The organism is Bradyrhizobium sp. ORS 285 (genome assembly GCF_900176205.1).
Classification (GTDB): domain Bacteria; phylum Pseudomonadota; class Alphaproteobacteria; order Rhizobiales; family Xanthobacteraceae; genus Bradyrhizobium.
Genome location: NZ_LT859959.1, coordinates 840,343 through 853,418, shown reverse-complemented (window position 1 = coordinate 853,418; position 13,076 = coordinate 840,343). Strand labels below are relative to the sequence as shown.

Here is a 13,076-nt window from a genome sequence, read left to right as displayed (position 1 = left end):
CGGGTCAGGCCAAGCGTCAGGCTTGGCCTGCACCCAATGCGCGGGCGACTTCGCTGTCGTCCATTCTGGCGACCTCCATGGCGAGACCCCGCAGCATGTCGGCCTCGGCCCACAGCGGCGAGACCAGCAAACGCGCGTGCAGCTCGCGCCCGAGCTCGGCGAGGCAGCAGTCCTGCCACAGCCGTGTCGAATCGATCCGCACCATGAAGTCGCTCTCGATTCTGCTCCTGATCCGCATCAGCCCGAGCGACGTCACGCCGAACGCCATCAACGGATCATCTGGACCGAGCTGGTCGGCATCGATGCCGGCCAAGTCGCGCAGAATGTCGCGCAGATAGTCCTCGATCGACCGCTCCTGCTGAGAGCGCGTCTGCCCCTTCAAGGCGATCACGAGTTCGACCGCGTCGAGTCGCTGCTCCTCCGCCGCCGCCTCGTCGAGCTCCGAGTTCCACTCGGCCTGGATCGGCAGCGAGCCGTCGGCCAGCATCGCGCGGGCGCGAGAGCGCTGGATCTTGCCGCTCGAGGTCTTCGGCAGCAGACGATGTTGCGTCACCACGACACGCGTGAGCTCGATGCCGTGCCGCGCCGACACCGCGGACCGCACGGTCTCAAGCACGGCCGCGGTATCGCGCCAGCCCCGCCTCGGCTGCTCGATCACCAGGATGGGCTGCTCCGATGCGCGATCGGGCGTGGTGAACGCCGCCGCTTCGGTGATCTCGGGAACGGCTTCGCGCGCCGTCAGCTCGACGTCCTGCGGATAGACGTTCTGACCGTGAACGATCATCACGTCCTTGATCCGCCCGCAGACATGGAGCGTACCGTCGCGCATCACGCCGAGATCGCCGGTCCGCAGATAGGGGCCCTCACCGTCGGCAAGGCGCGCGCCGAACACGCGCTCGGTCTCGTCGGGATTGCGCCAATAGCCAGGACCGGTGGTCGAGCCGTCGATCCAGATCTCGCCGATCGCATCCGGCGCACAAGGCTGTCGCGTGTCGGGATCGACGATGAGAATGCGATGCTCCGGGCTCGGCACACCGCATGAGGGCAAACTGTAGGCATCCTCGGCAGTGTCGGCGTCGCGGATCGCGCGTTGCTTCATCGCCGCATGTGACACGGTCAAGGCCGACTGCCCGCCCCACACCGGTCCGCCGGAGACGAGCAGCGTCGCTTCGGCCAGCCCGTAGAACGGACACATCGCGCGAGGGTCGAGCCCGTAGGACGCGAAACGTTCGGCGAAACGGTCCATGGTCTGCTGATTGATCGGCTCGGCGCCGGAGCCCGCGACGCGCCAGTGGCGCAGATCAAGGCCGACGCAGTCTTCCTCGGCCACCTGCCGTAGGCAGAGATCATAGGCGAAGTTCGGCGCGATCGTGATCGTGCCGCCGAAGCGTGAGATGGCCTCCAGCCAGCGGACCGGACGACTGACGAAGGCGGCCGGCGGCATCAGGATGGCAGTGGCGCCGTGATAGAGCGAGGTGCAGATACTGCCGAACAGGCCGAGATCGTGGAAGTGCGGCACCCAGCTGACCCACACCGAGCCGGTGTCGAGCTCGGCCTGACGGCCGAGCAGAAGCGCGTTGCGCGCCGCATTGCCATGGGTCACCGCGACGCCGCGGGGCAAACCGGTCGAGCCGGACGTATATTGCAGCACGCAGAGCTCGTCGGGCGACGGCATGATCAGCTCGCCGTCGCCTGCGTCGTCGAGGCCTGCGCCATCGAGCGGAAGCGTGTCAGTTGCAATCGTTGGCAGCGGATGGCCGGACGCCGACACCAAGCCATCGAGCCGCGCCTGCAGCGACGCAGATGTCAGAACCATCGCCGGCTCGGAATTCTCGATCAGCGCCGCGATGGCGCCGCCACCGCCTGCGCGACGCGGCAACGCGAGCGGCACCGCCACCGCACCTGCATAGAGCACCGCGAAGAACGCGCTCACGAACTCCAGCCCCGGCGGGTAGAACATCAGGACACGGTCGCCACGCCTAAGTCCCGACTTGCGCAGCCGCACCGCCAATCGCGTCGCAACGCGATCGAGTTCGGCATAACTGATGTCGGCCGTCACCGACGCAGCCGGCAGAAAGCGGAATGCGGCCCGCTCCGGCATCATCAGCGCGTTCGATCGCAACGCCTCCACCATCGTTGCCGCACCAGTGCTGACGGCACTGCTCTTTACTAGACTCTCGGATCTCATCATCGGCCTCAGGTCCCCAGCCGAACGCATCACAACGACGTCCGCCAGCACCTCGGCGGACATGGGTTATTTGTCGGCAGCACATCACCCGTCGCGACCGCATCCACTCGGTCGCAACTCCAAACAGCCGTCTTTCGAGGCACTACGGACCACCGACCCACCCATCAGGATCAGCTTCGCCTATGCCTGACGCTCGACAGCCACACTCAGGTTGATGTGCAACTCCAGAAACCACCGACCTGCATCGCGCGGCGCAGGCTGCGACAGCTACGATCTCCCGCTCTCAGGAGGCCTCCGCCATGCGGCGACGCAGACTGAGCGGCCTCATGTCGGTCCAGACTTCATCGATATGCTTCAGGCAATCGGCCTTGGCTCCGCGCACGCCCTCGGCGCGCCAGCCGTCGGGAATGGCACGGCCGGCCGGCCAGATCGAATACTGCTCCTCGTCGTTGAGGACGACGATGAACTCCTCCTCGGCCGGCGTGCTCGGCTTGGCGTTGGCATGCATGACGTTCGACCTCCTCGTTAGACACGCCGCTGGACACGCGCTTCCGACGCCTCGGGCAACGCAACACAGCAGCACGAGCCGAGCAACGACGATCGATCTTTGAAGAAGACGATCGCACTTGTTAGCTCGTCCTATATCTCTCCTAATACAGGAGGCCTCTCCCTACCGCAATACCAATGTAAAGCAGGAACCCACTTTAGGTTGTAACTTCTCTCTAACGTTTATTTGAAGGGCGGCCAGCTCCGCGTCGAGCCCGGTCACCATAAAACTTTTACAAACAACGCCGACGTCACACGTACACATCGCGTGAGACGGGCAGCAACTCCTGCCAACCTCAGACGTTCCGAATGATCTCATCACGATGAGCGACAGATGAGTGCAGAGACTCTTCTTTATTGTATGCCCTATGCCGGTGGCAGCGGCCGCGTGTTCAGCGCGTGGCAACGTTTCTTCCATCCCGACATCAAGATCGTTTCCGTCGACTATCCCGGGCGCGGAACCCGCATGCGCGAGCCGCTGCTTGATTCGATCGCGCGCATTGCCGACGAATTTGCCGAGACGATGGCGTCACGCCGTCATGCGCGCTACGCGTTGTTCGGGCACAGCATGGGCAGCCTCGTCGCATTCGAAGTGTGTCATCGACTCGCTTTGCGTCACGGCTCACGTCCCGCGCTTCTCGCCGTCTCCGGACATCGCGCGCCGGACGCGCCACGACAAACGCCCGCGATGCATGATACATCGGATGCGGTGTTCATCGCGCATCTGCGCGAGCTCGGCGCGACGCCGCCCGAGGTGATCGCAGAGAATGATCTCATGGACCTGCTGCTTCCGATTCTGCGCGCCGACTTCCGCGCCTGCGAGACCTACGCGCCCGCGCCCGGCCGCATGCTGTCCATTCCGATCGCGGCCTATGGCGGCCTCAACGATGCCGAGGTGGACGCGGCCGAGTTGCGTGCCTGGCGCAAGGAAACGACCGGTCCTTGCGTCAACAGGCTGTTTCCCGGCGACCACTTCTATCTCCGCGACCACGCAGCCACGCTCGCCGCGGCCTTGCAGCACGACCTGCGCGCGGCGCTCGCCGCGACGCCGGATCTTGCGACCTCGCACGCTGCGGGCAGTTGAGGAACGTCTGGAACGGAGCGGCCAGCCGGCATGCGCCGCGGCTCCGCATCGCCGCGCTTGCAGATGTCCGCGCAATGTCCCTATGGTATCCGCCCGCGTCTCCTCTCGCGATGCGGCGCGCCGCTGTTGGACTCCGCTCGCGATCGTCCGACCGGCTCGCTGGATCCGGCGTGATCGAGAGGAAGCCGAGGGCGTAACGACAAGGGAGTCCCGACCGTGTCCGCTCCGGAAAGCTTGCCCATCGACAAGATCCACGTTCCCGAGAAGAAGCGCAAAGCGCTCAAGCCGGACGTGGTCGACGCGCTGGCCGAGAGCATTTTGGAAGTCGGCCAGCGCGAGCCCATCCTCGTGCGCCGCGACAAGGACCATTTCGTGCTGGTCGAGGGCCTGCACCGCCTGGAAGCCTGCAAGGCTCTCGGCGAAGGCGCCATCAAGGCGCTACTGGTCTCCGCCGAGGAAGCCCGCCAGCGCGAGCTGCCGCCGCCACCGCCCGATCCCGAGCGCGAGAAGATGGAGCGGCTGCGCAAGCTGCGGCTGGAGAAGGAGGAAGCGGACAAGCCCGCCGCCGCATCGCGCGGCAGCGCGGGCGCGCACGCTGCGACACGTCCGCGCGGGCCCGGTGAGACCACGCCCCGGAGCGGACGCAGCGGCGCAGCCAAGCCGACGCGCTCCGGCGCGACCGTCGCCGCCCCCAAGACGCTGTCCGACTGGATCAAGCAGCAGGAGCGCAGCGGCGGCCGCTACTGACGGTCACGCGTCGCCGAGCCGCGTGGTGACGATCAGCGGCCTGCGCTCGCCTGTCATCGCGATCATCGGCGGGTTCAGCCTGTGCGTGTCAGTGGTTCGGCATGCATCGAAAGCCGTGGCCTTCCAAACGTTCGCCGCACCGCAACGATGTCAATCGCGCAAGGCCGGCCATGATGGCGTCGCGAGACGCCGGACTACCAACTCGCGCGCAGCTATGCGATCGTCCTCCCCGCCGCGGCGCCCGTGACGCGGCGCCATGCATTGCAAATCATCACCCATCCCCGTCAGCCACCGAGATCGAGAGGACGCCCCATGCCGACCGCCATCTATCCCAGCCTGAAGGACCGCACGGTGCTCGTGACCGGCGGCGGCTCCGGGATCGGCGAAGCCATCGTGCGCAACTTCCTCGACCAGGGCGCGCGCACAGCCTTCATCGACATCGACCGCGAGGCTTCGCAGACGCTGCTGAAGAGCCTGCCGGCAGAGGCGCGCATCCACTTCGAGCACGCCGATGTCCGGGACATCGCCGCGCTTCGCGCCGCGATCGACAGCGTACGCAAAGCGTTCGGCCCGATCACGATCCTCGTCAACAACGCCGCCCGCGACGACCGCCACAGCATCGAGGAGGTGACGCCGGAGTATTGGGACGAGCGCATGGCCGTCAACCTCAAGCACCAGTTCTTCGCCGCCCAGGCGGTCGCGCCCGACATGCGCAACGCCGGCGGCGGCGCGATCGTCAATCTGGGTTCGGTCAGCTGGGTGCTCGGCCAAGGCGGCATGCCCTGCTACACGACGGCGAAATCCGCCATCCAGGGCCTCACCCGCGCATTGGCCCGCGATCTCGGCCCTGCCAACATCCGCGTCAACTCGATCCTCCCCGGCTGGACCATGACCGAGCGCCAGCTCAAGCTCTGGCTCACGCCCGAAGGCGAAGCCGAGCTGATGCAACGCCAATGCCTCAAGCGCAAGATCATGCCCGACGACATCGCCCGCGTGGTGCTGTTCTTCGCGTCGGATGACAGCGGGGCATGCACGAATCAGAACTACATCGTGGATGGCGGATGGGTGTGAGGCCGGGCGATTGCCTATCGGTCGGACCTCCGGAGGGGGCCTCATGGTTCGAGACGCGCCGAACCCGGCGCTCCTCACCATGAGGGTTGAGAGTCCCGCCACGCCACAGGCCTCGTTCTGAGGAGCCCGCCGGAGGCGGGCGTCTCGAAGGACGGTAGGAAGGCGTGCTGTCGGCTGCGGGCTTTGCTCATATGCAATAGCCACGCGAAGCGTCTCCTCGACGCCACGCGTGTGACCTGCGCCACAGAACTATCCATCGCGACACCAAACTGTCGCAGCAGGCGCATGCTCTCAGTCAAATGAATGACGCCGCACGTCATCTGCATTGCTAATCAGCGAGCCGGAACGAACGGATGGCTCGCCGATGTCCCTGCCTCAATCAGTTGCGACGCTCATCGCCGGCATCGGAGTCGGGCTGACGGTGGCGGCTCCGGTCGGACCGATGGGCATTCTCTGCATTCAGCGGACATTGACGTCGGGCGCAGCCGCAGGTCTCGCGACCGGGTTGGGCGCGGCCACGGTGCATCTGGCCTACAGCGTGCTTGCAATCGCCGGGATCGGAGCGATCATCCAGCGCTGGGCGGAAACGAACTCGCTCGTGCTCGGCCTGGTGTCGGGCATCGTTCTGCTGTGGTTCGCCGTCCGCATGCGCCAGCAGCCGATCGCGCTCCCGGCGACGCATCAGGTCGATCGCACCGGACTGATCAGGACCTATACGAGCGCGATCGGACTGGGCGTGGCCAATCCGCTCACCATCATCCTGTTCTGCGCGGCGCTGCATACGCTGATGGGGCATTCGGCGGGGCTTCTGCTGGCGGCCGGCGTGTTCATCGGCTCCGTGCTGTGGTGGACGATCCTGAGCGCGACGATCGCCATCATCCGCCTGCGCTTCGATACGAGCGTGCTCGGCCTGAGCAACAAGCTCGCCAGCCTGCTGCTGATGGGACTCGGCGCGCTCGCCCTCGCAAAAGCCTGCGGACGCCTCGTGACCTGAGCGTGTGGCGGCCTCGTCTATTTGCGAGGCAGCGTCACCTGCACGCTTCGGAGCAGCGCGACGAGCTGGCTCTGCTGGCTGGTGCCGGTCTTGTCGAAGATCCGCGCGAGATGCGTGCGGGCCGTGCTGACGCGGATGCCGATCAGCTCTGCCGCCTGCTTGAGCGACTGACCGGCCGCAATCGCGGCGGCGACGCGCGCCTCCTGCGGCGTCAGCTCGAAGAACCGCGCGATGGCTTCGCCAAATCCCGCAGGCAGCTGCTGCGAGACCTTGCGCGCAATCAGAATCGCGCACGGCTCCAGCGCGATCGTCGGGCTGTCGAGACCTGTCGCAGGACCGACGGAGATCGCCAGCGCGCCGGTATCGCCGGCCTGCCGCGCAGGCACGATGAGAAGATCGCCGCCGACACCCGGCAGGCCCCGCGCAGAAGCGCAGGATTCGGCGACGAGCCGCTGCAGCCTCGCCGTGCTCTGGAGGTCCGGCGTCACCAGCACGCTGCGCCGCTCCGACAGGCCGCTGTCGCGCTCCGACAGGATCTGCTCGGCCGCCTCATTCCTGGCGAGAATGCGCAGGCCCGCATCCACCGCCATCAGCGCGAACGGCAGCTGCGACAGGCTGGTGGAGACCAGCTGCGCGATCCGCGCCTGTCGCGACATCTCCAGCGCGCGGGTGAGATGCGGCGCGATCGTGCCGAGCAGCTCGAGATCGGCGGCGTCGAACGGCGTCTGGTTGCGGCCGCGCTGCACGTCGAAGAACCAGGTCGACGCGCCCGCCGCAGCCAGCTTGCAGGTCAGCCCGCCATACATGTCCTGCGGCGCCATCCAGTCGTTCCACAGACGGCTCGCTCTCAACGTCTCCCTGCCGATGAAGCTGACATCGCTGTAGGCCGTCCCGACCTCCGCCCGCGCGACCGCGTGCTCGATGATGTTGGGCTCGTCGGCGAACTCGGCGATGTAGCGCTCCTGGAAGGCCGGGTCGTTGCTGGGCGCAATCAAATCATCGGGCCCGCGCTCCGGTCCGATCCGCACCAGGCAGGCCTTCGATCCGTCGAACAGCGTCCGCAGCGACTCGACCGCCTGCGACCACAGCGTCGGATCATGCGCGGCCTGATAGATGTTGCCGACACAGGCGATGACGGAGCTCTCGGTGACGTGCATGGCTCTGCTATTCCAATTCCCGACGAACAAACCAAAAGAATGCGCGCTACTCCGCTGCCATGTCCGCACCCAGAAGCGCGCTGAGCCGGATCGGCTGCACCGGCTTACGCAACAGCAAAATGCCGCGCGCGCGGGCGCCCTCAGTGATGTCAGCGCCGATGTCGCCGGTCATCATGACGAGCCGCGTGCGGCTGGCGTGAGCCGCGATGATCTTGTCGGCAATGCCCAGCCCGGTTTCGGGTCCCGCGAGGCGGTAGTCGAGCAGCACGATCCATCGCTTGCGTGCGCCCTCCTGCTCCAGGAAGCGCAGCGCCGGCGTGCCGCCGTCGAAGGCTGCGCATTCATAGCCCCAATTGGTCAGCACCCGGCCGAGCGAGTCGCGTGTCGTCGCATCGTCATCGATCACGAGGATTCCGGGCGGATCGGACGGATCCGGCAGGCGCGCGCCCTGCTCCATCGGCGCGATGTCGGCACTGGCCGGCACCGCATCCGCCATCGGCACGGTGAGGCTGAAGCTCGTGCCGCGGCCAACCGCGGACTTGACCTCGAGCGGCCAGTCCATCGCCGCGCACAGGCGCCGGACGATGGCCAGCCCGATGCCGAGCCCCCGGTCGCGGTTGCGCTCGGGATTTCCGACCTGGAAGAAGTCGTCGAAGATCGCGTCGAGATGCTGCGGCTCGATGCCGATGCCGGTGTCGATCACTTGAATTCTCACCGACCCGGCGCGGCGGCGGGCGCCGATCAGGATCGTGCCCTTGTCAGTGTATTTGATCGCATTGCCGACGAGGTTGAGCAGCACCCGCTCGAGCAGCGCCGGATCGACCGCGCACCACAGATCGGACGGCCTGACGCGCAGGCGCAGCGCCTTGCGCCGGGCCTCGAGATCGAGCGTCGAGGCCACGCTGAGGAAGATCGCATGAACGGGCACGGCTCGGACGCTCGCATTGCGGATGTCGGCATCGGTGGCCGACACGCCCATGATGGCGTCGAACTGCCGGAGCAGGCTGCTCGCGCAATCCTGCAGCCGCGCGATGATCTCGTTGCGGTCGCCGTGATCGGAGGATCGCGCCAGCAGCTCGAAATACAGCCCCATCGCGTTCAGCGGCTGCCGCAGATCATGGCTGGCCGCGCTGAAGAAGCGGGTCCTCTCGGCGAACAGCGCCTCGATCTGCTGCGCCTGCTTCGCCTTGATGTCGAGCAGCTCGGAGATGTCGAGGCGGATGTTGATCGCAGCCTCGGCCTTCTTCGCCGCGATGATGCCGGTCGCCATGATGAAGGGCAGCAGCGCCAGCAGGCTGAAGCCCGCGACGCGCTCGAGCTCGCCGTCGAAGCTGAGGAACGACAGCGCCGCCGGCACGATCGCGGCGACCATCACGATCCACATGCTCGGCGTGTAGTCGGCGCCGACGATCCAGGTCGCGATCGCCACGAAGAAGATCACGATGCTCAACGGCATGAGCACCGATGCGGGCGCGCCGTCGACATGCAGCAGCAGCGGGCTGAGCGACCAGGCGAGCGCGTTGAGGCCGCACAGCGCCGCCTTGGCCCAGCCCCATTTCGGCAGCGCCTCGTCGGAAGGGGATGCGACGCGGAACGCGTCATTGACGTTGGTGATGAGGCATTCCGTCAGCACGACGAGACCGGTCCAGATCGCCGCGCGGACGGGCGAGAGGTTGCACGTCAGCCAGACGAGCAGCCCGGCGCACGCCGCGCCGCTGGTCGAGATCGCCTGGAGCACGCGGATGCCGCCGAGATACGGCAGCGTCCGCGTTCGGAAGAACAGCTGGATGCGCTCACGATAGATCGCCCGCGCGCGCGCTGCTGTTCCGGCCGGCATTCAGATCAACCTCTGGCGCAGCGCCCGCGTGACCGCCTCGGTGCGGTTGCCGACCTGCAACTGCTCGAAGATCCGCGCCCAATGCGCCCGGATCGTGCTCTCGCTGACGCCCATGAGCTCGCTGATCTGCTTGTCGAGCAGCCCCTGGCTCGCATGGATCAGGATCTCGCGACGCCGCAGCGACAGCGCGTTGCTATCAGCGCCCGCACCGGCCGCGTCGTAGACCCGCCCGCCCGCAAACGCGATGCTGATCGCAGCGACCAGGTCGGCCGAGGTCTTGTCCTTGGAGAGGCAGAGCACGGCGCCCAGGGCGGCCGCACCATCGGCCAGAGCCGGCGAGAGATCGGCACAGAGCAGGCCCACCGCGATCAGCGGATGGCGCGCCCTCACCTGCTTCAGCAGCGACAAGCCGTCGCCATCCGGCAGGCGGTAGTCCGCAAGACAGAGGTCGACCTCGCGGTCGGCGAGCAGCGCCAGCGCCGCGCCGCAGTTTTCCGCGGTGGCGACGCGCAGGCCCTCGATCTCCAGCTCGAGGGTGCGGCGCACGGCATCCCGGTAGATGGGATGATCGTCGACGAAGAGAACCGACCGCACCTGCCTAACCTTCCAACTACAATATTACCATTTCAGCGCATCCGGCCGGAGGTGGCCGGGTACGCATTCTCATGGGTCGCCCGACGGCACCAAACGGTCGGGTGCAAACGCTCAGCTCTGCACTTTTTCTTACATAGATCCATCAAATGGGGGAGCTATCGAAAACAACAGCTCGCCACCGGCCCGCGATTCGGCTGAGTCGAGGCGCATTCCGGCGCGGTGGGGGGACACACCCGATGATCGGGCACAGAGAAGACGGCGTTGCGGGAGACGGCGGGATGCCGCCCCGCGCGGCCCTGACCAGGAACGCGGTGATCACGGCGGTCACCGCGGTCATGCTGCTGTTGCTGTGGCTGGCGGGGTGATCCCGCGGAGAGAAGTCACGCCGCGGAACCGGCGTCGCCGGATGCCGTTCAGACCAGAGGCGCGTCCTGCGAGGCGCATCGGACCGGCATTGCACGGCCCGGTCGCTGCCACTATCGTCGAGCAGGCTACGCGCTGGCCCGCATCCCCAACAGGAGCGCCCCATGCCGACCGCGACCCTGGCTCCTAAACTGGCTCCCCTGGACGAGACGATCACGATCGCGGAGCTCACGCGCGATCCCTATCCGATCTATCAGCGGCTGCGGCGCGAGGCGCCAGTGCTGCGGGTCAAGTCGGTGGGCCGGACGTTCCTCACCAAGGCAGCCGACACAAAGTATGTGAAGGACAATGCGGCGCTGTTCTCGTCCGACGATCCGAACACGCCGATGAAGCGCGCCTTCCTCGCGCACACCCTGATGCGCAAGGATCACGACGAGCACCGCGCCGAGCGCATGGCGATGATGCCGGCCCTGATGCCGAAGACGATCGAAGCCGTCTGGGAGCCGCTCTACACCCAATTCGCCACTGAGTATCTCGACCGGCTGCCGCGCGGGGAGATCGTCGATCTGTTCCCCGCGCTGGCCGGCCCGCTGGCCGCGCGCATCCTGGCCCATGTGATGGGCGTGCCGGATGCCAGCGACGAGGAGATGCAGCGCTGGTCGCAGACCCTGATCGACGGCGCCGGCAATTTCGGCTGGACGCCGGGACCGTTCGACGCCAGCGACCGTGCCAATGCCGAGATGGACCGCTGTATCAGTGCCAACATGGCGCGCGTGAAGGCTGCGCCCGATTCCTCCGCACTGTCCTTCATGGTCAACGCGAAGAACCCCATCCCCGACAGCCAGATCATCGCCAACATCAAGATCGCGATCGGCGGCGGCATCAACGAGCCGCGCGACGCGCTGCTGACGATCCTCTACGGCCTTCTGACCAACCCGGAGCAGCTGGAGGCCGTGCGCGCGGACAACAAATGGCGCGCCGCCTTCGAGGAAGGCGTGCGCTGGGTGGCGCCGATCCAGGCGAGCTCACGCCTGGTGATGGAGGACACCGAGATCCGCGGCTGCCTGATCCCGAAGGGCGACACCGTGATGACCATCCAGGCCTCCGCCGACCGCGACGAGGAGCTGTTCATCGACGGCGAGCGCTACAACGCGCTGCGCGACCCCAACCCCCACCAGGCCTTCGGCAACGGCCCTCACCACTGCGCCGGCGCCCACCTCTCCCGCCGCACCGTCGGCGCCATCCTGCTGCCGATGCTGTTCGAGCGGTTTCCGAAGATGGAGCTGGTGGATGCGGCCAGCGTGCGGTGGCATGGGTTTGGGTTTCGGGGGCCGCTGAATTTGCCGGCGAGAGTGCAGTAGAATTACAGCTAACGTATTGTTGGACTGCGTGGCCTCCGGCCCGCTTGTATTTGACCCTGAGTTCGTTGAGATCCTGGTTTCTGTGTCACCGCAGGACGCGCGGATTTTGATTGCACGATCGGGGAACTCATCTGTCGCTTCGGGCTAGCGACGCTTGCTTCCCTATGAAGAATCAGAAAACAATCTATAATTGTACTTCCAGTCTCTGCTCGGACCTGCCGAGGAGGTCGCATGGCTGAAGTTGTTTACCTCACTGGGGCACCCGCCACCGGCAAGAGCACCCTGACTAGGGCTTTGAAGGAGCAGATTCAGGATCTACAGATCTTCGAATTTGGCGAACGCCTAACCGCAAGACTTCTGAGCTCCGGCCGGGTGAGCGACCAAACTGAACTTCGATCCCGGTCGGCTGGAGCGATAACGCTCGACGACGTGCGAGAAGTGGATCGTGAGCTACTCGATTTCGTCGCGACGCACAGAACGACCCGCCCCGTTATTATCGACAGCCACGCGGTCACAAAGGAAAACTACGGGTATCGGGTGACTCCCTATAGCCTCAAAGAATTTGAGAAGCTCGGGCCTACTCAGATCTGGGTGCTGTACACCGAACCGCAGGTGGCACTCCAACGCATCGCCAATAACGCGCAGGGCCGTCCCCAGATCACTGAAGAGGAAGCACGCTTCCACACTCAACTTCAGGCCAGCGTCGCCACTACCTATGGGATGCACCTCGGAACGGCGATACACTTCTTCGACTCGGCCGCGCCTTGCGCAGAACTGGCATCTCAGCTCGCCGCGAGACTAATGCGCTCCTGAATCTTGGCTGCGCTCTTCGATCGCTTTCGCCATCTGTAGGTATCGCTCTAACTGCCCTGCACGCCATCGTCGTTCTGACCAAAACCAGAACTTGCCATTGCGCACCACCAGCCGGAGAGCGGGCGGATCGACCACTTCGAGGTGAGAGAGCAGCGTGGTGGGCAGGACCATGCGTCCCGTATCGTCGAGATGCAGCCGAATGTACCGGTCCATCGCTGCAAGCGCTACTTCGCTTCGATGAGGCTCGGTGAGACGTATCGCTCCGGCGTAGGCCGCCTTGTTCGGCGTCACCGGCCGCCTAAGGATATGGCCTTAAGTCCA

General features: G+C 66.0%; 13 protein-coding genes. 7 read left to right on the top strand and 6 right to left on the bottom strand.

Going from position 1 to position 13,076, the window contains the following annotated elements; translation table 11 throughout:
- Positions 1–16: 16 nt before the first annotated feature.
- Entirely contained in the window at positions 17–2,059 is a 2,043-nt protein-coding gene (locus BRAD285_RS03895; protein ID WP_244422163.1) for an AMP-binding protein, read from the bottom strand.
- On the opposite strand from BRAD285_RS03895, the gene BRAD285_RS35665 reads away from it, so the two are divergent.
- Positions 2,046–2,378, top strand: a complete 333-nt coding sequence (locus BRAD285_RS35665) for a hypothetical protein (protein ID WP_172889717.1) — start codon at positions 2,046–2,048, stop codon at positions 2,376–2,378. The two genes, BRAD285_RS03895 and BRAD285_RS35665, sit on opposite strands and share 14 nt — an antisense overlap.
- A gap of 93 nt (positions 2,379–2,471) precedes the next feature.
- Here the strand turns inward: BRAD285_RS35665 and BRAD285_RS03890 are convergent, their stop codons facing one another.
- The gene (locus BRAD285_RS03890; RefSeq protein WP_050886823.1) at positions 2,472–2,696 is read right to left on the bottom strand and encodes an MbtH family NRPS accessory protein; all 225 of its coding nucleotides are present in this window, start codon (positions 2,694–2,696) and stop codon (positions 2,472–2,474) included.
- 372 nt (positions 2,697–3,068) lie between these two features.
- Between BRAD285_RS03890 and BRAD285_RS03885 the strand changes: the two genes are divergently transcribed.
- From BRAD285_RS03885 to BRAD285_RS03865, 4 genes are all read left to right on the top strand, one after another.
- Positions 3,069–3,818, top strand: coding sequence for a thioesterase II family protein (locus BRAD285_RS03885; protein WP_006611426.1), 750 nt, complete (start codon positions 3,069–3,071; stop codon positions 3,816–3,818).
- 216 nt (positions 3,819–4,034) lie between these two features.
- On the top strand, positions 4,035–4,565 hold the full coding sequence (locus BRAD285_RS03880; RefSeq protein ID WP_087877569.1) for a ParB N-terminal domain-containing protein: 531 nt from the start codon (positions 4,035–4,037) through the stop codon (positions 4,563–4,565).
- A gap of 312 nt (positions 4,566–4,877) precedes the next feature.
- Positions 4,878–5,636, top strand: coding sequence for an SDR family NAD(P)-dependent oxidoreductase (locus BRAD285_RS03875; RefSeq protein WP_035648336.1), 759 nt, complete (start codon positions 4,878–4,880; stop codon positions 5,634–5,636).
- A 364-nt stretch (positions 5,637–6,000) separates the two neighbouring features.
- Complete coding sequence (locus tag BRAD285_RS03865) at positions 6,001–6,630, top strand: LysE family translocator (RefSeq protein ID WP_006614594.1); 630 nt, start codon at positions 6,001–6,003, stop codon at positions 6,628–6,630.
- Positions 6,631–6,647: 17 nt separating this feature from the next.
- Here BRAD285_RS03865 and BRAD285_RS03860 read toward each other — a convergent pair whose 3' ends face one another.
- Genes BRAD285_RS03860 through BRAD285_RS03850 form a run of 3 tightly spaced genes read right to left on the bottom strand, consistent with a single transcriptional unit; the run spans position 6,648 to position 10,218 of the window.
- Positions 6,648–7,787: a helix-turn-helix transcriptional regulator gene (locus BRAD285_RS03860; RefSeq protein ID WP_006614595.1), complete on the bottom strand. Its 1,140-nt coding sequence runs from the start codon at positions 7,785–7,787 to the stop codon at positions 6,648–6,650.
- A 46-nt stretch (positions 7,788–7,833) separates the two neighbouring features.
- A complete protein-coding gene (locus BRAD285_RS03855; protein ID WP_006614596.1) occupies positions 7,834–9,624 on the bottom strand; it encodes a hybrid sensor histidine kinase/response regulator in 1,791 nt (596 codons plus the stop codon).
- The gene (locus BRAD285_RS03850; RefSeq protein WP_006614597.1) at positions 9,625–10,218 is read right to left on the bottom strand and encodes a response regulator transcription factor; all 594 of its coding nucleotides are present in this window, start codon (positions 10,216–10,218) and stop codon (positions 9,625–9,627) included.
- 527 nt (positions 10,219–10,745) lie between these two features.
- Between BRAD285_RS03850 and BRAD285_RS03845 the strand changes: the two genes are divergently transcribed.
- Together BRAD285_RS03845 and BRAD285_RS03840 are read left to right on the top strand one after the other, a co-directional pair.
- Positions 10,746–11,942, top strand: coding sequence for a cytochrome P450 (locus BRAD285_RS03845; RefSeq protein ID WP_006614598.1), 1,197 nt, complete (start codon positions 10,746–10,748; stop codon positions 11,940–11,942).
- A 231-nt stretch (positions 11,943–12,173) separates the two neighbouring features.
- Positions 12,174–12,755, top strand: a complete 582-nt coding sequence (locus BRAD285_RS03840; protein WP_006614599.1) for an ATP-binding protein — start codon at positions 12,174–12,176, stop codon at positions 12,753–12,755.
- Here the strand turns inward: BRAD285_RS03840 and BRAD285_RS35140 are convergent.
- The gene (locus BRAD285_RS35140) at positions 12,741–13,046 is read right to left on the bottom strand and encodes a hypothetical protein (RefSeq protein WP_157681656.1); all 306 of its coding nucleotides are present in this window, start codon (positions 13,044–13,046) and stop codon (positions 12,741–12,743) included. The two genes, BRAD285_RS03840 and BRAD285_RS35140, sit on opposite strands and share 15 nt — an antisense overlap.
- Positions 13,047–13,076 lie beyond the last annotated feature (30 nt).